The organism is Roseateles sp. AC306, from assembly GCF_979253795.1.
The window spans coordinates 88,283-112,365 of record NZ_CEEDEB010000010.1 but is presented as its reverse complement, the minus strand read 5'-3'; the positions used below and the strand labels follow the sequence as shown (position 1 = coordinate 112,365).

Genomic DNA, 24,083 nt, shown 5'->3' with positions numbered 1-24,083 from the left:
ACGTGGGGGTAGGGCATCTACATAAAGAAGCAATTCCTACTGGTCAGTCAGTTACTTCTGCTTTCAAGAGTCAACCTGCCCTGGCGGCTTGCCCGCATAGTCCGGCCCGTTCAGAGGGGGAACGCCAAGTGCTCAGGTTTCAACGGCTTTGCCAGGTCATCGCGATGGGTGCGTTAGCAGCCTTGGGCGCGGCCGCGCAGGCCGGCACCGGCTGCCGCAACGTTTCGGCGGAGTCGCTGCTGGACGAAGCTTCATCGGCCGGCGCTGGCGGCTTCGTTCTGACGCAGCGTCTGTGTGCCACCACGCTGGTCCGCAGCCGCTCGGCCACCGCGCCGCTGCCGGGCGACGCGCCCGCAGCCGCAGCCGCAGCGGCAGAGGTCGCCATCGCGGCACCGGTGGCGCTGCCGCGCGCGGTGCCGGTCACGCCCTTGCCGCTGTCGACGAAGGACGCCGCCGGCCAGGCCCGCATACGGGCGCTGGCCCCGCTGATGGCGGACGTGGCGCAGCGTCACGACATCGACCCGCTGCTGCTGCACGCAGTCGCCCACATCGAGTCACGCCATCAGAGTCATGCCGTCTCGGCCGCCGGTGCACGCGGGCTGATGCAGGTCATGCCGGCCACCGGCCGCGGCCTGGGCGTGGCGGATGCCGAGCGCCAGCTGCTGCTGCCGCAGACCAACCTGGAGGCGTCGGCCAGGTATCTGAAGCGGCTGCAGGCCCGGTTTGGCAACGACCTGCGCCTGGTGCTGGCGGCCTACAACGCCGGCGAAGGGGCCGTGGAACGCCACGGCCGCCGCGTGCCGCCGTTCGCCGAGACGCAGGCCTATGTGCGCGACGTGCTGGCCGTCTACGCCGAGCTGCGCCGGAGCCTGGGAGGCATGGCATGAGCACGCTCAAACGCGCGGGCAGTACCGAAGGCCTGTCGGGCTATTTCGCCGCGGCCGACCTGCCGCGCGAAGGCCTGATCGCCCGCTTCAGCGACCTGTTCCTGGTCGTCGGCATCGTCGCCATCGTGGCGCTGATGGTGCTGCCGCTGCCGCTGTGGCTCATCGACATGCTGGTGGCCGTCAACATCGCATCGGGCCTCGTGCTGCTGCTGATCGCCGTCTACGTCACCGGGCCGCTGGAGTTCTCGGTGTTCCCCAGCGTGCTGCTGATGACGACGCTGTTCCGGCTCGCGCTGTCCATCGCCACGACGCGGTTGATCCTGCTGCACGCCGATGGCGGCCACATCATTGCCACGTTCGGCAAGATGGTCGCCGGCGGCAACCTCGTCGTCGGCCTGGTGGTGTTCCTCATCATCACGGTGGTGCAGTTCATCGTCATCGCCAAGGGCGCCGAGCGCGTTGCCGAGGTGGCGGCGCGTTTCTCACTGGATGCGATGCCCGGCAAGCAGCTGTCCATCGACTCCGACCTGCGCTCGGGCCTCATCGACAAGGACGAGGCCAAGCGCCGCCGCCGCACGCTGGAGATGGAGAGCAAGCTGCACGGCAGCCTCGACGGCGCGATGAAGTTCGTGAAGGGGGATGCCATCGCCGGCATCGTCATCATCCTCATCAACCTGCTGGGCGGACTGGCCATCGGCGTGCTGCAGCAGGACCTGAGCATGGGCGACGCCGTGCACCGCTACTCCATCCTGACCATCGGCGAAGGCATGGTGGCGCAGATCCCGGCGCTGCTGGGCGCCATGGCTGCGGGCCTGCTGGTCACGCGCACCAACGACGACGAGCACGACCGCCACCTGGGCGACGCCATCCGCAAGCAGCTGGGCGCCAAGCCGCGCGTGCACCTGATGGCGGCCGGCATCTGCCTGATGCTGAGCCTCGTGCCGGGCTTCCCGCCGCTGGTGTTCGGCCTGTTGGCGCTGGCCTTCGGCGCGGCCGGTGTGATGCTCAGCGGCTGGGGCCGGGACTGGCTGAACCAGCGCCTGCCGCAGCGCCAGAACGCACGCACCGAGCCCGCCGCATTGAAGACGGCCCAACCGCGCGTGCGCCCGTCGGTGCCGCTGCTGCTGGAGCTGCCGCAGCCGCTGCTGGCCGACGGCGGCGTGGCCGCCACGCGCGCCATCGAGCGCATGCTGGATGAGCTGCAGCTGGAGCAGGGCCTGCCGCTGCCGCGCCTGGCGCTGCACGGGCGCGTGGGCCGCGACGGCTGGCGGCTGCTGGCCCACGAGGTGCCGCTGGCCGACGGTGCGGTGACGACCGACGCAAACGCGCTTGCCGAGCAGGTGCGCCAGGCGCTGCGCCGCAACGCATCGCTGTTCATCGGCATCCAGGAGACCAGCGAACTGCTCACGCGGGCGCAGGCCGAGCTGGCCGATGTCGTCAAGGAAGTGCTGCGCGCCCTGCCGGTGCAGAAGGTCACCGAGGTGCTCCGGCGGCTGGTGTCCGAGGAGGTTTCCATCCGCAACCTGCGCGACATCCTCGAAGCGCTGGCCGACGCCAGCCAGCGCGAGAAGGATGTGCAGGCGCTGACGGAGATGACGCGCATCGCGCTGCGTCGCCAGACCCACCACCGCATCTGCACCGGCGGCGAGCTGCAGGCGCTGCTGCTGTCGCCGGAGCTGGAGGCGTTGCTGCGCCAGAGCCTGCATGTCAACGGCGGCGTGGCCCAGATGGCCATCGCGCCCGAGCAGGCCCAGCTGCTGACCGCCGAGCTGCGCGCCCGCATTGCCGAGCTGCAGCCGCAGGCCATCGTCTGCGCCATCGATCTGCGCTGGCACCTGCGCAAGCTCATCGAGGCCGACTGCTTCGACACCCCCGTGCTGTCCTTCCACGAACTGCTGCCGACGCTGCGGCTCACGCCGCTGTACCACCTGCCCCCGCCGGGCCACACCAGCCTCGACGCGCCTCCCCAGGCCGCCCTGCTCGCCGCATGACCTCCACTCTCCGATTTGCGGCAGCCGCCACGCTGCTGCTGGCCCAAGCCATGCCCTCGCGGGCTGCACCGCTGCCCGACGGCCTGCATCCGCTCAAGGTCGAGGCGCGTGACCAGCCGATCGAACAGTTCCTGCAAAGCCTGTTCTCCGGCAGCGACATCCCGGTCGTCGTCAGCGGCGTGCAGGGCCAGGTCAACGGCCGCTTCGAGGGCTCGCCCCCGAAGCTGCTGCGCGACGTCAGCCGCGCCTACAACCTGCTCAGCTACTACGACGGCGGCGTGATCTACATCGTGCCGGCCAGCGACACGCAGACGCGCACCTGGCTGCTCACACCCGCCGCAGCGGCGCAGGTGCAGCGGGCCGCGCAGGCGCTGCAGTTGCCCGACGCACGCAACACGCTGAAGTTCGGCGACGACGGCGCGCTGCTGGCGGTGGGGGCCAAGCGTTTCGTGCAGCAGGTGGATGAACTGGTCCGCCAGGTGCGCCCCACGACGGCCGCCGTGGCCATGAGCAGCTGGACGCCCCCGCGTGAACAGCAGCCGCTGCCGGACTACCGCATCTTCTACCTGCGCTACGCGTGGGCGCAGGACGTGCCGATGAGCTTCGGTGGCCAGCAGACCACGCTGCCCGGCGTGGCCAGCATCCTGCGCTCGCTGGCCGGCCAGCCGCAGCGGCAGCACGTGGCCCAGGCCAGCGACCCCACCCGCGCGCAGGGCAGCCAGCGCCTGCGCGGCGCCGCGCGGCGCGGGCCTGGCGGCACGACCACGCTGGGACTTGTGGACGAGGCCGCGCCCGGCGTGCGCGGCACCGAGACGCTGGTGGCTGCGCTCAGCCAGGCCGGCTATGCCGCGCCAGCGCAGCAGGAGGCCGCCGAGCCGCCGCCCAACGACTTCAGCCCGCGCATCGAGGCCGACCCCCGCCTGAACGCCGTCATCGTGCGCGACCTGCCCGAGCGGCTGGAGCGTTATGCCGCCCTCATCAAGTCGCTCGACGTCGAGCCGCAGTCGCTCGAGATCGAGGCCACCATCATCGACATCAACACCGACCGCATGCGCGAGCTCGGCATCAACTGGCGCTACAACCACGGCCTGTCCAGCCTGATGTTCGGCAACGGCACGGCCAGCGACAACCGCCTGAACGGCCAGGTGGACCCGACGCCCGCGGCCAAGGGTGGCGTCATCTCCGCCGTCATCGGCGACCGCTACCCCTTCGTGGCGCGCATCGCCGCCCTGCAGAGCGACGGCGCGGCCAAGGTCGTCAGCAGCCCGCAGGTCGTCACGCTCTCCAACGTCGAGGCGGTGTTCGACAACAGCTCGACCTACTACGTGCGCGTCGCCGGCCGCGAGGAGGTGGACCTCTTCAACGTCACGGCAGGCACGCGGCTGCGCGTCACGCCGCATGTGTTCCGGGACGACAAGGACGGCGACGGGGTGCCGCGCATCAAGCTGCTGGTGCAGATCGAGGACGGCGGCCTCACCGGCCAGAGCGTGGACCAGCTGCCCATCGTCGAGCGCTCCGGCATCAACACCCAGGCGCTGATCTCTGAGGGCGAAAGCCTGCTCATCGGCGGCATGGTGCGCGACAGCTCCACGGCCGGCGTCGACAAGGTGCCGCTGCTGGGCGACATCCCGCTGCTGGGCAACCTGTTCCGCACGCAGCGCAAGGGCGGCCAGCGCATCGAGCGCATGTTCCTCATCACGCCGCGGCTGGCCAGCAGCAAGGCAGCTGCCGACGTGATGGAGAAGGCCCGCCAGCCACTGCCCAGCCCCTCCGCCCCAAGCGCTCAGGTCGCGCCCGCCGCCGTCGTCGCCGTCCAGGAGTGACCGCCATGCCCATGCCGCACAAGCCCCTTGCCGCCGCGCTGGAACTGCGCGTGCTGGCCGGCCGCCAGGTCGGCGCGCGCGCGTGGCTGGACACCGGGGAGGCGCTGGTCCTGTGCGCCTACAACACGGCCAACCAGGGCGACACGCAGTTCGCCGACATCCTGCTGTTCAGCCATGTGGACTTCCAGGCGCGCCTGGTGCCCGCCGCACCGGGCCGCGTGGGCCTGCAGCTGGTTTCCGGCGTCGCCACGCTGGCCGACCGGCCGCTCGTGCCAGGCAGCGAGGTGCACGCCTGGGCGCCGGGCCAGCCCCTGAAGCTGGGTGACAACCTCGTCGCCTACGGCCCGGCCGACCAGGAGGAATGGCCCGAGCCCGTCATGCACGACGGCCCCGAGCTGCTGGCCGGCCCGCGTGCCGCAGCCCGCACACCCGCGGCCGTGCGCCACCACCCGGCCGCCGAGGGCGCGCTGGCCGCGCTGGGCATCTTCATGCTGGTGGGCAGCCTCTATGTGGCCACGCAAGGCCTGACGCTGCGCGAGGCCGGCCGAGCCATCGCGGCCGCCATCCCGGTGCCCGCGCCTGCCGCCGTGGCGGCGGCCGATCCTTCGGCCAGCGTCGTCGACCTGTTCCGCCTGCACGGCATCAAGGCGCAGGCCAGCTGGTCGACCGACGGCGAGCTGGTGGTGCACACGCAGGAGCGCGACACCGCACGGCTGCAGGCCGCCGCCGGCGCTGCACGGCGGGACATTGCCCGCCTGCCCGCGCTGCGGCTGGACAACCAGCCACCCGCACCGGCCGCCACCGCGCCCGTCGCGGCGCCGGACGACCCCGCCAAGCGCCTCGTCGCCGTTGTCGACAACGCCGACAGCCCCTACTTCGTCACCGCCGACGGCAGCCGCTACTTCAGCGGCGCGCTGCTGCCGAGCGGCCACCGTGTCGTGCAGATCGCCGAGCGCGCCGTCATCGTCGAGCGCGACGGCCAGCGCACGCGGCTGGTGCTCTGAACCCGCTTCCCCCCACCCTCCCACAAGGAGTTTCCATGTCCAACGCACTTCTCACCACCCTCGCCACCGCCCCCACCAACAGCACCGGCGGCGCCAAGACCGGCGGCTCCTGGTTCGAAGCCATGGCCGACGCCTGGGGCCAGGCCCTGGACAAGCAGGCCGGCGATATCGAGACCAAATCCGCCGCCGTCGGCGCGGGCGGCGACAAGCCGGCCGACATCACCGAGCTGACCGCCATGTCGCTCAAGATGAGCTTCCTGGCCAGCAGCTCGCACACCGCCGTGTCCACGGTGGGCTCCGCGCTCGAAACCATGGCTCGCAAGCAGTGATGACGCCCGGCCTCGCCATCGCAGCCCCGGTGCAGGACGTTCAGCTGGGCGCCGGCGCCTCGCTGTCCGGCCTGCAGCTGCTGGGCGGGCCGGCGCCGGACGCCGCCGGCTTCGAGCGCGCGCTGGCAGGCGCCATGCAGCGCATGGACGCGCACGCCAGCGAGGCGCCCGCGCAGGCCATGCAACGCCTGGTGCAACCGCTGGAGCACATCAACGCCGAGGCCGCGTCGCTGGGCCGCGACGCCCGCGTGGCGGCCGCCTCGGGCCAGACGCTGACACCCGGCGAACTGGTCAACCTGACCGTGCGCTGCCAGGAGTTCATGTTCCATTGCCAGCTGACCTCGAACATCGCGAACCGCACGTCCGAAGGTCTGCAGCAACTTTTCAGGCAGCAATCCTGATGAAGCGCAGCCTGCCCGCACTCGCCCTGGCGCTGTTGCTCAGCGCCTGCGGCGACCAGACCCTCTACGCCAAGCTCGACGAGCGCCAGGCCAACGACATGGTCTCGGCGTTGCGGCTGGCCGGCGTGCCGGCACAAAAGCGCGCCAAGGAAGACGGCTTCGAGGTGCAGACCGCCGAGGACGACTTCGCCCGCGCCGTGCAGATCCTGAAGGCGCAGGGCCTGCCGCGCGAGGACTTCGACAGCCTCGGCAAGGTCTTCAAGCGCGAGGGGTTCGTCTCCACGCCCGTGGAGGAGCGCGCCCGCCTCATGCACGCGCTGTCGCAGGAGCTCTCGCACACGCTGACCAGCATCGACGGCGTGCTGCAGGCGCGCGTGACGCTGGTGGTGCCCGAGCGCCATCCGCTGTCCGACAAGGTCCAGCCTTCGTCGGCCTCCGTGATGATCAAGCACCGCGCCGGCTTCAACGTCGAGGCGCTGCTGCCCAAGGTGCGCGCGCTGGTGGTCAACAGCGTCGAAGGCCTGCCCTACGAGAGCGTGTCGGTCGTCGCTTTCGCCGCCGAGCCGACGCCGGTGGCCACGCCAGCGCCCGAGCACCAGCCCACCGCCGTGCTGGCGCTGGCCATCGCGCTGGGCGCCGCCAGCCTCGGCACGGCCGGCTGGCTGGCCTGGCGCCGCCGCCGGGCTGCCGGCCTGCCCACCGCGCAGCCCGCACTGCAGGGAGCGGCTGATGACTGACCGGCACCTGCGCGCCCGCGTGGCCCGTTGCCTGCTTGCCGACGCACCCGTGGAGGCGCGCTCGCTGACCTGGGCGCAGCTCGACGCCGCGCCCGGCTGGCTGGCACTGGAGCGCGCCGAGCTGCTGGTGCTGGCCCTGCGCTGCGGCTCGGTGCTGGCTGCGCCGGCGCTGCGGTTGTGGATCTCGGGGCCGCTGCGCGAGCTGGCGCGCTCGGCGCTGGGCGCGCCGTGGTGGCGCGCGTTGCGCGACGCACCCGACTGGCCGACATTGCCCGATGGATTGCCCGCCAGCCTGGCCGGCTGGCCCGAGGTCACGACGCCGCAGAGCCTGGTTCAACAGTTCACCGAGGCCGGTGCCGCCGTGCTGCTGGCCGGCCTGCCGCATGGGGCGCTGCGCCATGCCACCAGCCGCCGGCTGGGGCCGGTGGCCGCCTGGGTGATGCCGCAAGCCACGGCGCTGGCCGTGCTGCGCGAAACCCTGGCCCTGCACGACCGGGTGGCCACATGAACCACAGCTTCCTGCTCTGGCACCGCGACCCGCAGGCCCGCGCGGGCATTGCGTCGGACCGCCGCGTGCTGCGTGCCGCCGAGGTGCCGGCGCTGCAACAGGCGCAGCAGCTGCTGGCGTCGCTCCATGAGCTGCTGGCCCAGGAGCAGGCACGCGTGGATGCCGCCTGCGAGCAGGCCCGCGCGGACGGCCTCGCACAAGGGCTGGTGCAGGCCGAGGTGCAGTCGCGCGCGCTGGTGGCCGACGAGATCGCACGCCTGGCCTGCCTGCATGAGCAGCATCGCGCGCGGCTGCAGCAGGATGTGGCGGGCCTGGCGCTGGAGGTGTTCCAGAAGCTGCTGGGCGAGCTGCCCGCCCAGGAGCGCGTGGCGCGGCTGGCGGCGCAGGCCGCGCGCGAGCTGCTGCCCGCGCGCACCTGGCGGCTGCACGTGCACCCGAGCCAGCTCGCCGGGCTGCGCGCCGCGCTGCAGGCGGTGGACCCTGCCGACCAGGCCGGCCTCGCCGCCACCGAACTGCTGGCCGACGCCGACCTGGCCGAGACCGACTGCCGGCTGACCACCGAGTTCGGCACCGCCGACGCCGGTCTGCAGACGCAGCTGCAGCGCCTGGTGCGGATGTGGAGCGAGCAGCCGTGACATCCGCCCTGCACGCCACCGACCACCTGCGCCGCAGCCTGCAGCGCGTGCGCACCGTCGCCACGCTCGGCCGCGTCGTGCAGGCCGGCGGCACGCTGATGCGCGCGACCGGCGTGCAGGCGCGCGTGGGCCAGAGCTGCCGCGTGTTCGACGCGCAGCGGCCGCACGAGCCGGGCCTGCTGGCCGAGGTCATCGGCTTCCAGGGCCACGAGGCGGTGCTGGCCCCGTTGGGTTCGCTGCAGGGCCTGCCGGTGGGCGCCGCCGTCGAGGTGCTGCACGAGGTCGCGCAGCTGCCCAGCGGGCGCGGCCTGCTGGGCCGTGTCATCGACGCCTTCGGCCAGCCGCTGGACGGCGGCCCGGCACTGGACGCGCTGCCGCGCGTGCCGCTGTACCGCGACGCACCGCCGCCGCTGCAGCGCCGCCCCGTGCACGAACCGCTGGTGTGCGGCGTGCGGGCCATCGATGCGCTGCTGACCGTCGGCGAGGGCCAGCGCGTGGGCATCTTCGCGATGGCCGGCGGGGGCAAGTCGACGCTGCTGGGCATGCTGGCGCGCAGCACACGCGCCGAGGTCAACGTCATCGGCCTCATCGGCGAGCGCGGCCGCGAGGTGCGCGAATTCCTGGAGGACAGCCTGGGCGCCGAGGGCCTGGCGCGCTCGGTCGTCGTCGTGTCCACGTCCGACCGGCCGGCGCTTGAACGCGTCCGCGCGGCCCATGCGGCCACGGCCATTGCCGAGGGCTTTCGTGCGCAGGGCGCGCGCGTCGTGCTGATGATGGATTCGGTCACGCGCTTTGCGCGCGGCCTGCGCGAGCTGGGCCTGGCGGCGCACGAGCCGGCCGTGCGCCGCGGCTACCCGCCCTCGGTGTTTGCCGAGCTGCCCCGGCTGTTCGAGCGCGCCGGCAACGATGCGCACGGCAGCATCACCGCGTTCTACACGGTGCTCGCCGAAGACGAGGAAGGCAGCGACCCGGTGGCCGAGGAAGTGCGCTCCATCCTTGACGGCCACCTGGTGCTGTCGCGCGCCCTTGCGCAGGCGCAGCACTACCCGGCCATCGACGTGCTGGCCAGCGCCAGCCGCGTGTTCACGCGCGTGACCACTCCCGAGCAGCAGCAAGACGCCGCCCACCTGCGCGCGCTGATGGCGCGACACAAGGAGGTCGAGTTCCTGCTGCGCGTGGGCGAGTACCAGGCCGGCAGCGACCCGCTGACCGACCGGGCCATCGAGCGGATGCCGCAGATCAAGGCCTTGCTGCAGCAGGGCTCGCACGAGCCCAGTGACTGGGACGGCTGCCTGCAGCACCTGCGGGAGATCGTGGCATGAGCGCCGCGCGCAGGGGACTGCCATGACCGCAACCTTGCCTGACGCCGACGCGCGCCAGTGGCTGCGGCTGCGCCAGCTGCGCGTGCAGCGCGCCCGCCAGGCGCTGGCCCGCGCCATGGCTGCGGAGCGCGAGGCGCGCGCCGTCGTCGAGGCCTGCGAGGCCCGCATCGAGCAGGGTCTTGTGCGCCTGGACGGGCTGGCACGGCACTGGGGCGGCTCAGGCAGCGCCGACATGCCGCGCTGGAACGCCCAGCTGCAGGCCCACCGCGACGTGCTGGCGGAGCGGCTGGAGCGCGACGAGTACGCATTGCTGGATGACCAGGAGAGCCTGGGACGGGCGCAGACCGAGGTGGCCCGCTGCCGCGCCGAACTGGCCCGCGCCCAGGCCCGTGAGGCCGCTGTCGACGCCACCATCCTGGACCAGCGCCGCCTGCGGCTGCAGGCCCGCGAGCAGCACGCCGAGCTCGAGGCCGAAGACGCCTTCCGCAGCTTGCAATGACGCCGCCATGATGCTGTCCATCTTCTCCGCATCCCTGGGCGCGCTGTTGCGCCAGGCCCGGCCCGGCGCCGCGCCCGACACGCCGCCGGCCGAGGCGACGCTCGCCGAGCATGACTGGCGCAGCGTCTACCAGCGGGCGCACGCGCCGGAGCCGGCTGCCGCCGAGCCGCAGCCCGGGCTCGCGCCGCTGCTGCCCGCCGTGGGCGCGCCGCCGCGCCTGCCCGAGCCCGAGACGCCGTTTGCCGCGCCGCTGGCCACGCCGACGGTGCAGCGCGTGCAGGCGCTGCTGGCGCAGGACCCGGCCGCGCCGCCGCGCGTCTGGCGGGTCGAGCTGCCGGCTGCCGGGCCCGCCTGGCAGCTGCGCGTCGAGCAGGCGCAGCCGCAGGCGCCGCTGCTGCTGGAGCTGCGCGTGCCGGCCGTGCTGCAGCCGCAGGCGCGGCGCCAGCTGGCCGACCTCGACAAGCGTTTGCGCGACAACGGCCACGATGTACTGGGCTCGCGCCTGCAGGGCCAGCCGCTGACGAGAGCCTGGCGCGTGGACGAGGTGCAGCCATGAGCGGCATCACCGGCGTGCAGGCGGTCAACCCCGCCGAGACCTGGCTGGCCTGGCTGCAGGCCGCTGCCGCCAACGAGGCAGAAGCCCCATCGGTCGTCGAGACGCCGGGAAGCTCGCACGAGCTGCCGCAGTCGGGTGTGCCGCTGGCCGGCCCCGCCAACGCAGCCCGCGAGACGGGCGCGGCGCTGCCGCCGTCGCTGCTGGCGGCGCCTGTCGATGCGCATGCGTCGGTGCTGCCGCTGGCGCCCGCGTTGTTGACGCCGCTGGCACTGCAGAACGGCCCCGAGCTGCGCTGGCGCGCGCAGGATGCCGCGGCCTGGCGTGCGCTTTTCGACGCCGTCGGCGAAGCCGAGCCTGAGGAGCCCGAGGAGCCATCGGCCGAGGCCGGCGACCTTGCCGCCGAACCGGCCGAGGACATGCCTGCCTGGGCGCACGCATTGCTGGCACGGCTGCGCGAGGCCGCCGCGGCGCCCGCCTCTGCCGCGGCGCTGCGCCCGGCGCTGCAGGCCTGGCGCGCGGGCCTGCCGGTGCTGCTGGCCAGCCCGGCCGGCCTGGCCAGCCTGCAGCCGGGCCGCGACGGCAGCTGGTGCTGGCGACGCTGGCCGGCGCGCTGGCGCAATGCCCGCCCGGCCACCGGCGAGCGCTGGTGGGCCGTGCGCCTGGGCCTGGCCACGCAGGGCCGCCCACGCACGCTGCGCGAGCTGGCTGGCGCATTGCGGCTGGCGCCAGGCCAGGTGAGCTGCGAACTGCGGCTGGACGGCACCGCCCCCGGCATCGCGCAATGGGCCGAGGTGCTGGTGCAGGCGCCGGCCAGTGCCGGCCTGCGGGCGCTGCTGAGCGCACGGCCGTCGATGACCTGGCTGCTGTGCAACCAGGCCCTATGGCCCTGGGAGGGCGCATGAACCGATTCGATACCGACCTGCTGCACGCGCTGGGCGACCTCAACGAGGCGCTGGCCGTGCTGGATGGCGAGTTCCTCGTCGCGCTGAACGCGCCCATGCAGGCGCTGCTGCCCGCAGACCCCGGCGGGCTGGCAGCCGACTGGGCGCAGGCCCTGCCGGGCCTGGCCAGTGCGCTGGCCGCGCCGCAGGGCCAGCGCAGCCGCTGCGGCCTCAGCGGCGAGTACCTGGCGCAGCGCGTGGCAGTGGATGCCCGCCACGTGCTGCTGCGCCTGGTGGACGACCGCGAGCGCCTGCATCACCTGCAACGCCAGCTCGATGACCGCGAGGGCCTGCTGTTCACGTCGCGCTCGCTGACCGTCAGCGAGATGGGCAGCGTGCTGGCCCACGAGCTGAACCAGCCGATCGGCGCGACGGCCAACCTGCTGCGCGGCCTCAAGCTGCGCGTGGCGCGCCGCCATCCCGACAGCACCGACGAACTGGCGGCGCTGGACAAGGCCGTCGCGCAGGTCAGCTACGCCAGCCAGATCATCGGCCGCGTGCGCGAGTACACGCAGTCACGCCAGCCCAAGGCCGAGCGGCTGGACCTGGTGACGCTGGTGCACCAGAGCCTGGCCTTGCTGGACTGGGACCTGCAGCGCGAGGCCGTGCGGCTTGCGCTGCGCCTGCCCGATGCGGCCGTGCCCGTGCAGGGCGATGGCGTGATGCTGCAGCAGGTGCTCATCAACCTGCTGCGCAACGCGCTGGATGCACTGCGGCTGGACCGGCCGGACGACCCGCTGATCGACATCGAGCTGCGCGTGGAGGCCGGCCGCGCCGAGCTGCGCGTGGGCGACAACGGCCCCGGCATCACACCGCAGACCGAGGCGCGCCTGTTCCTGCCCTTCAGCTCCACCAAGCCCAACGGCATGGGCCTGGGCCTGTCCATCTGCCGCTCGCTGATCGAGATGCACCAGGGGCGCCTGTGGTTCACGCGGCGGGACAGCGGCGGCTGCTGCTTTCACTTCGCGCTGCCGGTGCTGGCGGCGGCGAATCAACCCATCTTGGAGAAGACCGCATGACACCTCGGCAGATCTACGTGGTGGACGACAACCACGAATTCCGTGACTCGCTGCGCTTCTGGCTCGAAGGCTTCGGCTGCCAGGTGCGCGACTGGGGCGACCCGCGCGACGCGCTGCAATCGCTGGCCCGCGTCGCCGTGGGCACGACATGGCCGGAGTCCACCTGCCTGATGCTGGACGTGCGCATGCCCGAGCTGTCGGGGCTGGACCTGCACGACGCACTGCGCGAGCGCGGCATCCACCTGCCCGTCATCTACATGAGCGGCCATGCCGATGTGCCGCTGGCCGTGGCCGCGATGCAAAAGCGCGGCGCCGTGTCGCTGCTGGAGAAGCCGCTGGACGACGCGGCGCTCAGCGCGGCGCTGGATCGCGCGTTCGCGCCCACCGACGTGGACCTGGGCGACGACGCCGATGTGGAAGGCTCGCGCGAGGAGTTCGAGCGCCGGCTGCAGCTGCTGTCGCCGCGCGAACGCCAGGTGCTGTCGCTGGTGGTCAAGGGGCTGATGAACAAGCACATCGCCGACGAGATCAAGCTGTCGCTGAAGAGCGTGGAGCTGTACCGCTCGCGTGGCATGCGCAAGATGAAGTGCCGCGCGGTGACCGAGCTGACCCGCATGATGGTCAGCCGCCGCGCATGAGCTCCGTTCCGCAGGCCTTTGCCCGCGCGGCCAGCTGGCAGTTCAGCAGCGGGCCGGCGCGGCTCGGCATCCGCGCCAACGGCTTTGCGTCCGGCGAGCTGCCGCCCTGCGCGGCCGAGGCGGCGGTCGTCCTGGACATGGCCGGCGAGCTGCTGGATGCACTGGCCGCGGCCGGCCTCGCAGCGGGGGCGCCCTGGCAATGGCTGGAGGCCGAGGGCGACGAGCCGCCCGGCATGGCGCAGGCCCGCTGGCAGGGTGCCGAGGCCGAGGCCAGGCTCGCGCTGCCGTGGGCGGCGCTGCGCGCGCTGCCCGCGGCGCCTGATGTGCCGGGCCTGCTGTGGGAACCCGCGCCGGCAGAGTGCGTGCTGGCGCAATGGTGGCTGGGCGACGAGGACCTGGCCGCGCTGGAACCTGGCGGCCTGCTGCTGCTGGAGGCGCCCGCGGCGCCGCGCCCGCGCGCACGTGCCGAGGCCGCCGCCGACACCGAGCTGCCCTGGCAGCTGGTGGCGCGCTGGGAACAGCCACTGCCCGTGGACCTCGTGCTGGGCTGGCGCGGCCCGGCGCCAGTGGCGCCAACCGTGTGCCAGCTCATCCACACCGCGCGGCCCGAGGTGGTGCGCGCCCGTGGGCGCCTGCTGCCCTGGGGCAGCGGCGAAGCCTTGCGAATCGAATCCGTCTGATGGACCTCAGTACTTTCACACCGGCCTCGGCCCTCATCACCGTCGTCCTGCTGGCGCTGGCGCCGTTCGTGGCGGTCATGGTCACGTCGTTCACGAAGCTGGTGGTCGTGCTCAGCCTGCTGCGCAACGCGATGGGCCTGCAGCAGGTGCCACCCAACGTCGTCATGAACGGCCTGGCGCTGATCCTCAGCGTCTACGTGATGTACCCGGTGGGCCTGCAGATGCAGGAGCGGCTGGCCGAGATGCCCACCACCGCCAAGGCCTCCACCAGCCAGCTCGTCGCTGCGGCCGACACGGCCAAGGAGCCGCTGCGCGACTTCCTCATCAAGCACAGCCGGCCGCTGGAGCGCGCCTTCTTCCTGAAGACGGCTCAGCGCAGCCTGAAGCCCGAGCAGGCCAGGGAGCTGACGGAGCGCGACTTCCTCGTCATCGTGCCGGCGTTCACGGTCAGCGAGCTGACCGTGGCATTCGAGATCGGCTTCCTGATCTTCCTGCCCTTCCTCGTCATCGACCTCGTCATCTCCAACATCCTCATGGCCATGGGCATGCAGATGCTGTCGCCCACCACCGTGTCGCTGCCGTTCAAGCTGCTGCTGTTCGTGCTGATCGACGGCTGGGTCAAGCTGACGCATGGCCTCGTGCTGACCTACCAGACATGAACAGCGAAGTCATCCAGCTCACCCAGCAGGCCCTGTGGCTGGTGCTGCTGCTGTCGGCGCCGCCCATCCTGGTCGCGGCCATCGTCGGCCTGCTGATCGCCTTCATCCAGGCGGCCACGCAACTGCAGGAGCAGACGGTGCAGTACGTGGCCAAGTTCTTCGCCATCGTCGTCACCCTCTTCATCACCGCCTCGCTGCTGGGCGGCAGCCTGTACCGGCTGGGCGACAAGGTGTTCACCGAGTTCCCGGGCCTCGTCAGGATCAACCGCTGATGCTGGAGTTCTGGGTCGGCCACCCGACCGACGCCGCGCTGATGCTCGGCCTGTGCACGATGCGCGTGGCGGTGGCGCTGCTGCTGGTGCCACTGTTCACGCAGGACCTCATCCCCGCGCTGATCCGCAACGCGATGTTCCTGGCGCTGGGCCTGCTGGGCCTGCTGGTGCAGGACGTCAGGCCGATGACGCTGGGCGGCTGGCAATGGGCCCAGCTGTACGGCCGCGAGGCCATGCTGGGCGCGGGGCTGGGGTTTCTGTACGCCGGCATGATGTGGTCGTTCGAGATGGCCGGACAGCTCATCGACAACAAGGTGGGCGCCACGCAGGCGCAGGTGATGGACCCGCTGTCGGGCCACCAGACCTCGTTGACCGGCGCCTTCCTGGCGCGCCTGGCGAGCTGGGTGTTCATGGCCTCGGGCGGCTTCCTGCTGTTCGCCGCGACGCTGCTGGACAGCTTCGCGCTGTGGCCGCTGCACGGCAGCTGGTCGCTGTTGCCCGCCGGGCGCCTCGCCTTCGAGGCCGAGTTCGGCCGCATGCTGCGGCTGGCGCTGATGCTGGCCGCGCCGTCGCTGGTGTTGCTGTACCTGGTGGATGGCGTGCTGGGTCTCGTCAACCGCTACGCGCAGCAGCTCAATGTGTTCAGCCTGTCCATGTCCCTCAAGGGCGTCGTGGGCCATCTGGTGTTGTTGCTGCAGTTGGGCAGTTTGGTGGCCCTGCTGAACGAGGACCTGCTGGCCCGCCCCGGCGTCGTGCGCGACGTGCTGCAGCGGGTGTTCGGCTGAATATTGCGGCCGACCCTAGCGCGGCGCGCCGGTGTACGTCCTGAAATAGCAGCGCCCGCAATTGCCCGGCCGCCGCCACTGGCCTGAAATGGCGGCACAGCAGCGAGGCATGCCATGACCACCGTTTCCAGAACCGCGTCGGCCCCATCCACATCGAGCGACCCTTCGCCGGCCGCCGGCCGCAGCCATGAGGTCCGGCACGGCGACACGCTGCACCGGATTGCCGCCGAGCACGGCGTGTCGCTGCATGCGCTGCTGGCCGCCAACCCGCAGGTGCGCAATCCCGATGTGATCTACCCCGGCACGCGGCTGCAGCTGCCCGATGCCCAGCGTGCCGTCGTGAAACCCGGCGACACGCTGCATGCCATTGCCCGCGACCACGGCGTGTCGTTGCAGGCGCTGCAGGCGGCAAACCCGCAGCTGCGCGATCCCGATCTGATCCACGCCGGCGACGTGCTGAACCTGCCGCCGCTGGGCGAGGTCACCGACTCGCTCCCGCTCGCCTCCGCCGGCCCGCTGCGCGGCGTGCTGAACCTGCTGTCGCCTGTCTTCATGCTCGACCCGGCCTATCGCGCGAACGTGGCGAATCGCGACACCTTCAACGGCACGGTGGCGTCCAACGGTGCGCTGGAGCGGCACAACGTCCTCGGCGCCGACCCTGCCGACTTGCGCGACGCGACGATGCGCCAGCTCGCCGAGCCCGGCCTGGTGCGCGCCGACGGCAACCGGACTGCCCCAACGTTGGACCTGCGCCACTTCACCGACCCCACGCTGGGCTCCAACGCAGCCGCCGCCATCGTCATCGGCAATGCCGAGGGCACGCGCCGCCCCGACGGCGGCTTCACACGGGCCTACGGCGGCCACACCGACCCTGGCAACGCGGCGCACAACCGCGGCTCGTTCTCCTACCAGCATGCCGCCAGCAGCCCCGCTGACGCCGACCGCCGCCAGCTCGCCACGCTGCAGGGCCGCCTGCCCACCTACGAGGCCGCCGCCCGACGCGCCGGCCTGGAGCCCGGCAACGCACGGCTGGCCTCGGCCTACCTGGACCTCTACAACCAGTCGCCCAGCGCGGCCCAGCGCTTCCTGAACCAGCTCGGCACGCTGCGCGGCCAGCCGATCGACGCCGCCCACCTCACGCAGCTGCGCGTGAACAGCTATGTCGACGCGTCGACCGGTGAGCGCTTCCGCCTCGCCAGCGGCGGCCAGGCGGGCAGCGGCTTCGCCACCATCGCGCGCAACCAGCTGGGCCGCACGCCCACTGAGGCCGAGGTGCAGGCCGTCATCCGCGCCGACCAGCAGCGACGCACGAATGCCGTCGAGACGGCGCTGACCCGCCAGGGCCTGCTGACCACGACGCCGGCCACCGCGACCGCGCCAGCTGCGGCCGGCGCACCTCGCTGGCTGGGCATTGCGCGCGGCGAGCTGGGCACGAACGAGGTGCGCGGCCGGCAGGACAACGCCCGCGTCGTCGAGTATCACCAGGCCACCACGCTGCGGGCGCGTAACGACGAGACATCGTGGTGCTCGTCCTTCGTCAACTGGACGATGCAGCAGGCCGGCGTGCAGGGCACGCGCAGCGCCGCCGCGCGCAGCTGGCTGGGCTGGGGCCAGGCCGTGCCGCGCGATGCCGCGCATGTGCGGCCGGGCGACGTCATCGTCTTCCCGCGCGGCAACAATCCGGCGCAGGGCCATGTCGCCATCATCGAGTCCGTGCAGGCGAACGGCCGCGTGACGGTCATCGGCGGCAACCAGAGCACCATGCCGGGCGGCCCCGATGGCGTGACGCGGTCCAGCCGCCAGCTGTCGGACGCCATCGGCGTGCGCCGCGCGCCTTGACGCCCAAGCCGGCGACAGGGCCGCACGGTGGTGGCCCGGATACTGCGGCGATGGCCCGCAGACTGAACTCCCTGCCAACCCACTGCTTGACTGCCGCACTGCTGGCGGCCAGCGGCTGCGTGCATGCACAGGTCGGCGCCGGCGCGCCGCCGACGCAGCTGGTGTGCCGCCCCAACGAGCAGCTCACCGCCAGCATCAGCCATGGCGCCGACGGCGCGCCGGTGGGCGCGGGCGTGTACGTCACGTCCGGCACGCACGAGTGCGACGTGCAGACGCAAGGTGCCGCCAGCGCGCTGCCCGACGGTTCGTGGCGCTTCGAGTGGACCGACAGCATCCATGGCGGCAGCCGCCTGCGCGCCACCGTGCGGCGTGCCGCCGGCGGCTACACCCTGGCGCTGGAGCCGGCGCGCTGCGGCACCCTGGTGTTGCCGGCAGCCATCGCCGTGTCGACCCAGGGCAAGGGCTGCCAATCCCGTGTGGACCGCGACCACGCCTTCGTGCTGTTCTGGCGCCAGCTGCGCGAGGCCGTCGCCCAACGCGACGGCGCGCTGCTGCAACGGCTGTCGCAGCCGCAGCTGCTGTTCTCCGAAGGCCCCGATTACCTGAAGGCGCCGGCGTCCATCATGCGCAACGCGGCCCCGTGCATGCCCGATGTGCCGACGACCGATGGCCGCACCGACCTGGGCCAGCTGCTGAAGGCCACCGACACGCCGCAGCTGGACATGCCGCCGCTGTCCCGCGTCGGCGAAGCACGCGTCAGCGCCGGCAACGCCTTCACCGCGCAATGGACGGCACAGGGCTGGCGGCTTGAATCGTTCAACGCATCACGCGACGTCTTCGCCAAGTGCAAGGCCGGGTGAGGGCGACCCGCGAATTAGGGGCAGCCGTAATCGCCTTGGCGCGCGGGCTTGGATAAGCTGGCTCCCAACTTCCACCCACCGCCCCCCTCGGCCATGATCGGCGCCCCCCTGCCACCCACTGCCTCGCTGTTCTCCGTGGCGTCCCTGCGCCCGCTGGGCGCACCGGCCGCCCCGGCGCGCGCGGGGGGCGAACCGGCCTGGATGGAGGGGCTGGGCGCCAGCGGCGGCGTCACGCTGCGTGCCGACGTGGCGCCCGACCAGCAGCGCCTGAGCGTGCAGCAGCACGCCGAACGCGTGCTGTCGGCTCTCGTTGCCTGAGCTGCTGGCCCAGCCGCGCTGGGCCGATGCGGCCCAGGCGCTGATTGGCGGCTGCCTGGACCTGGGCCCGCGCCAGGAAGGCGCAGTTGCGCTGATGGAAACCGTCTGCCGGGGCCTGGGCGACCAGCTCTATCCGGCCTTCCTGCGCGTGCTGGCCGAGGTCAACCAGCGCGGCGAATACGCCGCCCGCGCCGCCGTCGCGCAGACGCTGATGCAGTCGCTCAGCCAGGGCCGCCTGCCAAGCGGCTCCCGCGCGGCCTGGGGTGCGCACCAGCCCGGCGCGCAGCGCCGCAGCCTCGGCCCCATCGAGTACCTGTGCCTGGCCACCTGGCCGCGGCGTGGCGAGACCGAGCTGGCGCCGGGTCAGTTCCAGACGCTGGCCGGCGCGGTGCTGGAGCTCATGGACTGCGACGCCGACGCCCGCCGGCTGTACGCCGACCACCTGTGCGCCGTGGCCGATGACCCGCTGGACGGCACCATGCCCCGCGAAGCAAGGGCCGCGCTGCGCGCACTGGCGCAGCGCTGGCGCAGCCACCCCGACGCCGGCCAGGCCTGCGCGGCTTTCATGGACTGCCTGCTGCGCGCCCAGCCCGCGTGAAGCGTCCGCCACGCGCGTGCGCCTTGACGACGTTGCAGTCGCCGTCCAGCGCGCGGTAAGAGCGGCTGGCAGGACCGGCCGAGCGCAGGGGTCGCAAAGCGCTTGCGAGACGGGACTGATACCCCTGTTCGGCGCGCGCGCGGCGATGCATCATGCGCCGGCGCGTTCTGCTAATGCCAAAACTGTTCGCACACCTCGTCTCGAGGGAGAAAGGCCCCCCATGCCCAAGCCGCTCTATCTCCATCCGTTCCTGGACCCGAACCACTACATCGGCATGTTAGGCAAGACGATTGGCGTGCAGTCGTCCAAGCTGTCATTGCACTTCGTCGCGCCGACCTTCGGCTCTGCGCGGTTCAGGTACCTGGGTGAAATGGGCAGGAACTCCGTCGACTTGGCCAACTACGCCAACGCTACGGACCGGATCTACGTCATGGGCCATTGCTCTCCTGGCGACATTGAACTGACGACGGAATCATGGGGAAACGACGGCATGAGAACTGGCGATGAGTCCTGCTCCTACGAGGAGCTTCACGCCCTCTTCCTGCGGCACGGCCTGCCCCGCACGTCCAGTGTGGTCATCCGCATTCACGCCTGCTACAGCGCCCGCAGCGATGCGGCCGGCGCCGACAACAGCTTCGCCCATCGGTTGAAGAACTCCATGAAGAAACAGTTTCCCAACGTCACGATCCAGGGGTACGACTCTTCCGTCGGGATGTATCTGGGGTATCGCTGGGGGAAGTACCCCCTGGGTTCGGCCAACAAGCACCGCGTCACGATCCCCTAGCCGATATGCGGCGACTCAAGTCAGGATTCAGCCCGAAACCGTCGCTCGCTTGGGGGTAGGGAACCCAGTGTCAAACAGGCGGCTCTACAGCGCCTACGGCTGCAGGTTTGCTACTAGCGCGGCGCGCGAAATTCGAGCTTGGGTCCGGGCGACAGCGTGACCATCTCTGCCGGGGCAAGGACGTGCACCTTGTGCCAGACCCCACGCGGCACGATCAAGCCCTGGCCAGGGCCGACCTCGAACGTCTGCACTTCGTCGAGTTCCAGCGTCACGGCAATGCGGCCGGCAACGACATAGAGGATCTCGTCCCCGTCGGGGTGCATTTCGCCGCCGTGCGGAGCGTCCCCCGCCATAAAGACCGGCGTGAAGGTGAAGCCGGCGAAGCCGTGAAACGGGCTGGCGTTGCTGCCTCGGCTTACCGATAGGTCAGCGCCCAAGTGCAGGCAATCGTTGGCGTCAAAGCGCATGGTCAGAGCCTTCATAGCGGAAGCGGACGAAGTAGAGTTTTTGCCCGGTGCCGTGTTTGGCCGTCTGCATCAGGTCGGCCAGGTTGCGGAAGCCGGACTCGCGCGCGAGGGAATCCGAGATATCGCTCCACTCGATCTGTCGAAGGGATGTGACGACGATGTATCCACCCTCCATCGGATAGCGGCCGTCCACCTTGACTCGCGGCATCTGCCAGACGCGAATGCTGGTCGTGATGTCGCCCCGTCTGACGCCCTCGCGCAGCTTCTTGGTGAACTGCATTGCCTCAGCTGCCGATCCGCGCGGAGACGTTCCACACATGGTGGCCGGGGTCCATGATGCGACCGACGCGGTCGCCCCAGAACTGGTCTGCTGCGGGTATCAAAACTTGGGCCCCCGCCGCGACAGCCCTGCTGATCAGCGCATCCACATCGTCGCAATACAGGTAGTTGACGACAGGCGAACTGCCGTCTGACTCTGGTGGCCGGCTGCCGAGGTGAGGTGAATCGTCATGCACCATGAAGAGAGCGCCATGGAAAGACAGGGTGGCGTGGATGACGCGGCCGTCGGTGCCCGCGCGTCGGGACAGCTCCGTGGCGTCGAATGCCGCCTTGTAGAACTCGATCTGCTGTGCGGCGTCGAGGCAGACGAGCATGGGAACGATCATTCGAAGGGTCATATGCAATGGTTCCCCACTTCGGTGAGAAGCGAGTTCAAGGTTCAATGAGGGAGCCGCTGCCCTGATGCTAGTAGCGAGTCGGTTGCATCTGGCCGGGCTAGACAACGGCGCGGCCGGGTATGGGCGGCTAGAACACGCCGTTCCATTTGCTTGACTCTGATTTCACCAAACACCCAAGACGCGCTAGCCCGGCTTTGACGCAGAGTTCTGTTGTTTGACCCCGAGTTCCCTGGACCTGCACTTCGCCAAGTCAATCCGCCTCCGCCAGCGCCCGCCGCGTCACCTCATCCGTCGGGAACAGGTGCTCCACCTTCAGCGACGCCAGCGTGATGTCCAGCGGCGTGCCGAAGCTGGTGATGGTGGAGAAGAAACTCAGCACGCGCCCGTCCGCAGAACGCAGGCGGAAGGCCAGCACGGGCAGCTGGCTGCTGGTCTCGGCAGTGGTCCAGGGTTGCAGCGTCGGGCGCAGCTCGGCGAGCAGCGCGCGCAGGCGCGGCAGGTGCTCGGCCTCGCGGCTGGCGCGGGCCCACATCTCGTTGCACAGCCAGGCCTCGTCCACGCACATCGTGCGCAGGCCGCCCGGAGCGAAGACGGCGCGCAGCAGGTTCAGCGGCTGGCTCAGCATCTCGTCGGCCGGCAGGCCTAACACCGCCATCAGCCGGGCCAGGCCGGCGTTGGCCATGACGACGTTGTAGTCGCCGTCCAGCACCAGCGCGGGCGCCGCGCCGTTGGCGTGGATGAGCTGCTCCAGCGCCGCGCGCACCGGTGCCATCTCTGGCGCGTCCAGCGTGCGCTCGGCGTGGGCGGGCGCGTAGCCGGCGGCGAGCAGGGCCTGGTTGCGTTCCTCCAGCGAGGCGCCCAGCGCGTCGAGCAGGGCGATCAGCGTCTCGCGGCCCGCGCGTGAGCGGCCGGTCTCGATGCAGCTGAGGTGGCGTTGCGAAACGCCGGTGCGCAGCGACAGCTCCAGCTGGCTGACGCGGCGGCGCTTGCGCAGGGCGGCGAAGGTGGCGGTCATGGCATGGCAGGGCGCAGGAGGTGGACGATGCCGGCGGCGAGCAGCAGTATCAGCGCCGCCAGGTCGAGCTTGACGACGGTGGCCAGCGCCGCGTTGAGCGGACCGCCCAGCATCGCCAGCACGAGGAAGGCCACCACGCTGACACCGCCCGCCACGAGGCCCAGCCCGTGCAGGGCCGGCCTGCATGCAGCCCAGGCCAGCAGCGCGGCGAGCAGGCCGAAGAGCACGGCGCGGTGGCGCAGCAGCAGTTGCAGGTTGGCGTCGTGCGCATCGACGCCATAGAGCGCCGCCAGGCGCTCTGCGCCGAGGACACCGGCCAGGGGCAGCGCATGCAGCAGCGCGACAAGGGCGAGCACGGTGGGAACGATGAACCTCATGACCTGCACCTTAGGACTGCCCGGTCAGCTTGGCGATGACCTCGGAGGTCATTGCGACGGTGCGCGACGCTGCCGACGATGGCACCACCCCAACCCAAGGAGATCACCATGCGACCCATTCTCTTCATCGTCCTCGCCGCTTTCGGCGCCTACTCGCTTTACGTAATGTGGGAGCTGGGCTACGTCGGCCTCTGGCAAGCCTGCATGGCCAACATCGGCACTTGGCAGCTGCTGCTGGACTTCATCATCCTGTCCTTCATCACGCTGGGCTTCATCGTGCGCGACGCGCGGCAGACGGGCCGCACGGTCTGGCCGTTCGCGGTGCTGACCGTTGCCGCCGGGTCGTTCGGGCCACTGCTGTACCTGCTGCTCGCGCCGTCGGGACGCACGGCGTTCAACGCGCCATCGACCGCCTCAGCCTAGGCCGGCGACGGCGGTTTGCAGATTGGCGCGCGCGGCGGTCTCGAAGCGCGCGCGCAGGGTCGGCGTGCCGTACAGAACCGGCCGCGCGAGGAAGCCCGCCAGGATGGCCCCGCGCTTTTCGCTGAACACGGCCGGCGGCACATGCGCGTACTCGGCGCGGATCTGCGCCTCGTATTCGGCAAAGCGCGCCGGTGTGGCGCCGAGGATGGCGAGGTCGATGTCGATGAGCAGCTGCTCATCGGCCGTGGCCGGCGCAGCGCTGTGGCGCGTGGCCAGCACCAGGGCTTCCACACGGTCGGCAGCGTCGGCAGCGGCGCCGGCATCCAGCACCGCGTCGCGCGCCCGGTCGGCACTGCGGACCTCGTTGTCATGCCGGCGCACGTCGTAGATCGCGTCGTGGAACCACAACGCGATCTCGACTTCGGCGGGCTGCTGCGCCAGGTGGCGGAACTCGTCGAACAGGGCCAGGCACTCGGCCAGGTGCTGCTGCGAGTGATAAGCCCGGTGCGGCTCGGCATAACGAGCCAGCAGCTCGGCGTGCAATGAGTCGCTCGGGGCGGCGCCAAGTGCCCGCCACGCGGCGCGCCAGCTGACGAGATCGAGGCTCATGCCGTCGGCTGCCCGAACATCATGCGATGCCCGTCGAGGGTGCGGATGCCGAACTCCCGCATGCCCCAGGGCTCGTCGCGCAACGGCTTGATGAACTCGACGCCACGGGCCTGCCATTCGGCGTGCAGCGCGTCGATGGCATCGACCTGCACGTAGGCGAAGTAGCTATGGTCGCCCAGCAGCGCAGGTGCGAGTGCGTCGGGGCATTCGCCGGCCATGATGACGCAGGCATCACGCTCCAGCCAGCACCAGCCCGGGTCGCCCATGTCGTGGACGCTGAAGCCCAGCACGTCGCGATACCAGGCAGCGGACCGCGCCAAGTCAGGCACGGCGATGACGTAGCGGGGGTGGGTCAGTGGCATGTGGGCATGTTAGGCATGCCGGAGCGATGCGAGGTGCGCGGTCGTTGGGGAGCCTCTGAGGTGGCGGC

Annotated in this window: 32 protein-coding genes; 25 read left to right on the top strand and 7 right to left on the bottom strand. The window is 71.4% G+C overall.

What is annotated here, in order from left to right:
• The first annotated feature begins 128 nt into the window (after positions 1-128).
• From AC0IZJ_RS19135 to AC0IZJ_RS19020, 24 genes are all read left to right on the top strand, one after another.
• Positions 129-887: a lytic transglycosylase domain-containing protein gene (locus tag AC0IZJ_RS19135; RefSeq protein WP_471852891.1), complete on the top strand. Its 759-nt coding sequence runs from the start codon at positions 129-131 to the stop codon at positions 885-887.
• Positions 884-2,878, top strand: a complete 1,995-nt coding sequence (locus AC0IZJ_RS19130) for an FHIPEP family type III secretion protein (RefSeq protein ID WP_471852889.1) — start codon at positions 884-886, stop codon at positions 2,876-2,878. The genes AC0IZJ_RS19135 and AC0IZJ_RS19130 overlap by 4 nt, the downstream gene beginning before the upstream one ends.
• On the top strand, positions 2,875-4,701 hold the full coding sequence (sctC, locus tag AC0IZJ_RS19125) for a type III secretion system outer membrane ring subunit SctC (RefSeq protein ID WP_471852888.1): 1,827 nt from the start codon (positions 2,875-2,877) through the stop codon (positions 4,699-4,701). Before AC0IZJ_RS19130 ends, sctC begins: the two co-directional genes overlap by 4 nt.
• Before the next feature lie 5 nt (positions 4,702-4,706).
• Complete coding sequence (locus AC0IZJ_RS19120; RefSeq protein ID WP_471852887.1) at positions 4,707-5,705, top strand: SctD/MshK family protein; 999 nt, start codon at positions 4,707-4,709, stop codon at positions 5,703-5,705.
• Positions 5,706-5,740: 35 nt separating this feature from the next.
• On the top strand, positions 5,741-6,034 hold the full coding sequence (locus AC0IZJ_RS19115) for a hypothetical protein (RefSeq protein WP_471852886.1): 294 nt from the start codon (positions 5,741-5,743) through the stop codon (positions 6,032-6,034).
• Positions 6,034-6,435, top strand: a complete 402-nt coding sequence (locus AC0IZJ_RS19110) for a hypothetical protein (protein ID WP_471852885.1) — start codon at positions 6,034-6,036, stop codon at positions 6,433-6,435. The genes AC0IZJ_RS19115 and AC0IZJ_RS19110 overlap by 1 nt, the downstream gene beginning before the upstream one ends.
• Positions 6,435-7,172, top strand: coding sequence for a type III secretion system inner membrane ring lipoprotein SctJ (gene sctJ / locus AC0IZJ_RS19105; RefSeq protein ID WP_471852883.1), 738 nt, complete (start codon positions 6,435-6,437; stop codon positions 7,170-7,172). The genes AC0IZJ_RS19110 and sctJ overlap by 1 nt, the downstream gene beginning before the upstream one ends.
• Entirely contained in the window at positions 7,165-7,680 is a 516-nt protein-coding gene (locus AC0IZJ_RS19100; RefSeq protein ID WP_471852882.1) for a hypothetical protein, read from the top strand. The genes sctJ and AC0IZJ_RS19100 overlap by 8 nt, the downstream gene beginning before the upstream one ends.
• Entirely contained in the window at positions 7,677-8,315 is a 639-nt protein-coding gene (locus tag AC0IZJ_RS19095) for a FliH/SctL family protein (RefSeq protein WP_471852881.1), read from the top strand. Before AC0IZJ_RS19100 ends, AC0IZJ_RS19095 begins: the two co-directional genes overlap by 4 nt.
• Positions 8,312-9,637: a FliI/YscN family ATPase gene (locus AC0IZJ_RS19090; protein WP_471852880.1), complete on the top strand. Its 1,326-nt coding sequence runs from the start codon at positions 8,312-8,314 to the stop codon at positions 9,635-9,637. Before AC0IZJ_RS19095 ends, AC0IZJ_RS19090 begins: the two co-directional genes overlap by 4 nt.
• 22 nt (positions 9,638-9,659) lie before the next feature.
• On the top strand, positions 9,660-10,136 hold the full coding sequence (locus AC0IZJ_RS19085; protein ID WP_471852878.1) for a hypothetical protein: 477 nt from the start codon (positions 9,660-9,662) through the stop codon (positions 10,134-10,136).
• A 7-nt stretch (positions 10,137-10,143) separates the two neighbouring features.
• Positions 10,144-10,692 (top strand): hypothetical protein, encoded by a 549-nt coding sequence (locus AC0IZJ_RS19080; protein ID WP_471852877.1) that lies wholly within the window; start codon positions 10,144-10,146, stop codon positions 10,690-10,692.
• The gene (locus AC0IZJ_RS19075; protein WP_471852876.1) at positions 10,689-11,594 is read left to right on the top strand and encodes a hypothetical protein; all 906 of its coding nucleotides are present in this window, start codon (positions 10,689-10,691) and stop codon (positions 11,592-11,594) included. The genes AC0IZJ_RS19080 and AC0IZJ_RS19075 overlap by 4 nt, the downstream gene beginning before the upstream one ends.
• Positions 11,591-12,652 (top strand): sensor histidine kinase, encoded by a 1,062-nt coding sequence (locus tag AC0IZJ_RS19070; protein ID WP_471852875.1) that lies wholly within the window; start codon positions 11,591-11,593, stop codon positions 12,650-12,652. The genes AC0IZJ_RS19075 and AC0IZJ_RS19070 overlap by 4 nt, the downstream gene beginning before the upstream one ends.
• Positions 12,649-13,290, top strand: coding sequence for a response regulator transcription factor (locus tag AC0IZJ_RS19065; RefSeq protein ID WP_471852873.1), 642 nt, complete (start codon positions 12,649-12,651; stop codon positions 13,288-13,290). The genes AC0IZJ_RS19070 and AC0IZJ_RS19065 overlap by 4 nt, the downstream gene beginning before the upstream one ends.
• Positions 13,287-13,970, top strand: coding sequence for a hypothetical protein (locus AC0IZJ_RS19060; RefSeq protein ID WP_471852872.1), 684 nt, complete (start codon positions 13,287-13,289; stop codon positions 13,968-13,970). Before AC0IZJ_RS19065 ends, AC0IZJ_RS19060 begins: the two co-directional genes overlap by 4 nt.
• Complete coding sequence (sctR, locus tag AC0IZJ_RS19055; protein ID WP_471852871.1) at positions 13,970-14,629, top strand: type III secretion system export apparatus subunit SctR; 660 nt, start codon at positions 13,970-13,972, stop codon at positions 14,627-14,629. Before AC0IZJ_RS19060 ends, sctR begins: the two co-directional genes overlap by 1 nt.
• Complete coding sequence (gene sctS / locus AC0IZJ_RS19050) at positions 14,626-14,901, top strand: type III secretion system export apparatus subunit SctS (protein ID WP_471852870.1); 276 nt, start codon at positions 14,626-14,628, stop codon at positions 14,899-14,901. The genes sctR and sctS overlap by 4 nt, the downstream gene beginning before the upstream one ends.
• Entirely contained in the window at positions 14,901-15,686 is a 786-nt protein-coding gene (sctT, locus tag AC0IZJ_RS19045; RefSeq protein ID WP_471852869.1) for a type III secretion system export apparatus subunit SctT, read from the top strand. The genes sctS and sctT overlap by 1 nt, the downstream gene beginning before the upstream one ends.
• Before the next feature lie 114 nt (positions 15,687-15,800).
• Positions 15,801-17,525 (top strand): TIGR02594 family protein, encoded by a 1,725-nt coding sequence (locus AC0IZJ_RS19040; RefSeq protein WP_471852868.1) that lies wholly within the window; start codon positions 15,801-15,803, stop codon positions 17,523-17,525.
• Positions 17,526-17,611: 86 nt separating this feature from the next.
• Positions 17,612-18,385, top strand: coding sequence for a hypothetical protein (locus AC0IZJ_RS19035; RefSeq protein WP_471852867.1), 774 nt, complete (start codon positions 17,612-17,614; stop codon positions 18,383-18,385).
• 93 nt (positions 18,386-18,478) lie between these two features.
• Positions 18,479-18,703 (top strand): hypothetical protein, encoded by a 225-nt coding sequence (locus tag AC0IZJ_RS19030; RefSeq protein WP_471852865.1) that lies wholly within the window; start codon positions 18,479-18,481, stop codon positions 18,701-18,703.
• A complete protein-coding gene (locus tag AC0IZJ_RS19025; RefSeq protein WP_471852863.1) occupies positions 18,696-19,301 on the top strand; it encodes a hypothetical protein in 606 nt (201 codons plus the stop codon). The genes AC0IZJ_RS19030 and AC0IZJ_RS19025 overlap by 8 nt, the downstream gene beginning before the upstream one ends.
• A gap of 220 nt (positions 19,302-19,521) precedes the next feature.
• Positions 19,522-20,085 (top strand): hypothetical protein, encoded by a 564-nt coding sequence (locus tag AC0IZJ_RS19020; protein WP_471852862.1) that lies wholly within the window; start codon positions 19,522-19,524, stop codon positions 20,083-20,085.
• A 113-nt stretch (positions 20,086-20,198) separates the two neighbouring features.
• On the opposite strand, the gene AC0IZJ_RS19015 is transcribed toward AC0IZJ_RS19020, so the two are convergent.
• The 5 genes from AC0IZJ_RS19015 to AC0IZJ_RS18995 all read right to left on the bottom strand — a co-directional run bounded on the left by AC0IZJ_RS19015 (position 20,199) and on the right by AC0IZJ_RS18995 (position 22,621).
• Positions 20,199-20,552 (bottom strand): cupin domain-containing protein, encoded by a 354-nt coding sequence (locus AC0IZJ_RS19015; protein ID WP_471852860.1) that lies wholly within the window; start codon positions 20,550-20,552, stop codon positions 20,199-20,201.
• Positions 20,542-20,832, bottom strand: coding sequence for an ASCH domain-containing protein (locus tag AC0IZJ_RS19010; protein ID WP_471852859.1), 291 nt, complete (start codon positions 20,830-20,832; stop codon positions 20,542-20,544). Before AC0IZJ_RS19010 ends, AC0IZJ_RS19015 begins: the two co-directional genes overlap by 11 nt.
• Before the next feature lie 4 nt (positions 20,833-20,836).
• Positions 20,837-21,205 (bottom strand): VOC family protein, encoded by a 369-nt coding sequence (locus AC0IZJ_RS19005; protein WP_471852857.1) that lies wholly within the window; start codon positions 21,203-21,205, stop codon positions 20,837-20,839.
• Between the two features lie 274 nt (positions 21,206-21,479).
• The gene (locus tag AC0IZJ_RS19000) at positions 21,480-22,244 is read right to left on the bottom strand and encodes a helix-turn-helix domain-containing protein (RefSeq protein ID WP_471852856.1); all 765 of its coding nucleotides are present in this window, start codon (positions 22,242-22,244) and stop codon (positions 21,480-21,482) included.
• Entirely contained in the window at positions 22,241-22,621 is a 381-nt protein-coding gene (locus AC0IZJ_RS18995; protein WP_471852855.1) for a phosphopantetheine adenylyltransferase, read from the bottom strand. The genes AC0IZJ_RS19000 and AC0IZJ_RS18995 overlap by 4 nt, the downstream gene beginning before the upstream one ends.
• A 108-nt stretch (positions 22,622-22,729) precedes the next feature.
• On the opposite strand from AC0IZJ_RS18995, the gene AC0IZJ_RS18990 reads away from it, so the two are divergent.
• A complete protein-coding gene (locus AC0IZJ_RS18990; protein WP_471852854.1) occupies positions 22,730-23,044 on the top strand; it encodes a DUF2834 domain-containing protein in 315 nt (104 codons plus the stop codon).
• On the opposite strand, the gene AC0IZJ_RS18985 is transcribed toward AC0IZJ_RS18990, so the two are convergent.
• Both AC0IZJ_RS18985 and AC0IZJ_RS18980 read right to left on the bottom strand, forming a co-directional pair.
• Positions 23,036-23,653, bottom strand: coding sequence for an HD domain-containing protein (locus AC0IZJ_RS18985; RefSeq protein WP_471852853.1), 618 nt, complete (start codon positions 23,651-23,653; stop codon positions 23,036-23,038). The genes AC0IZJ_RS18990 and AC0IZJ_RS18985 overlap by 9 nt on opposite strands.
• Positions 23,650-24,015 (bottom strand): VOC family protein, encoded by a 366-nt coding sequence (locus AC0IZJ_RS18980; RefSeq protein ID WP_471852852.1) that lies wholly within the window; start codon positions 24,013-24,015, stop codon positions 23,650-23,652. The genes AC0IZJ_RS18985 and AC0IZJ_RS18980 overlap by 4 nt, the downstream gene beginning before the upstream one ends.
• Positions 24,016-24,083: the final 68 nt, after the last annotated feature.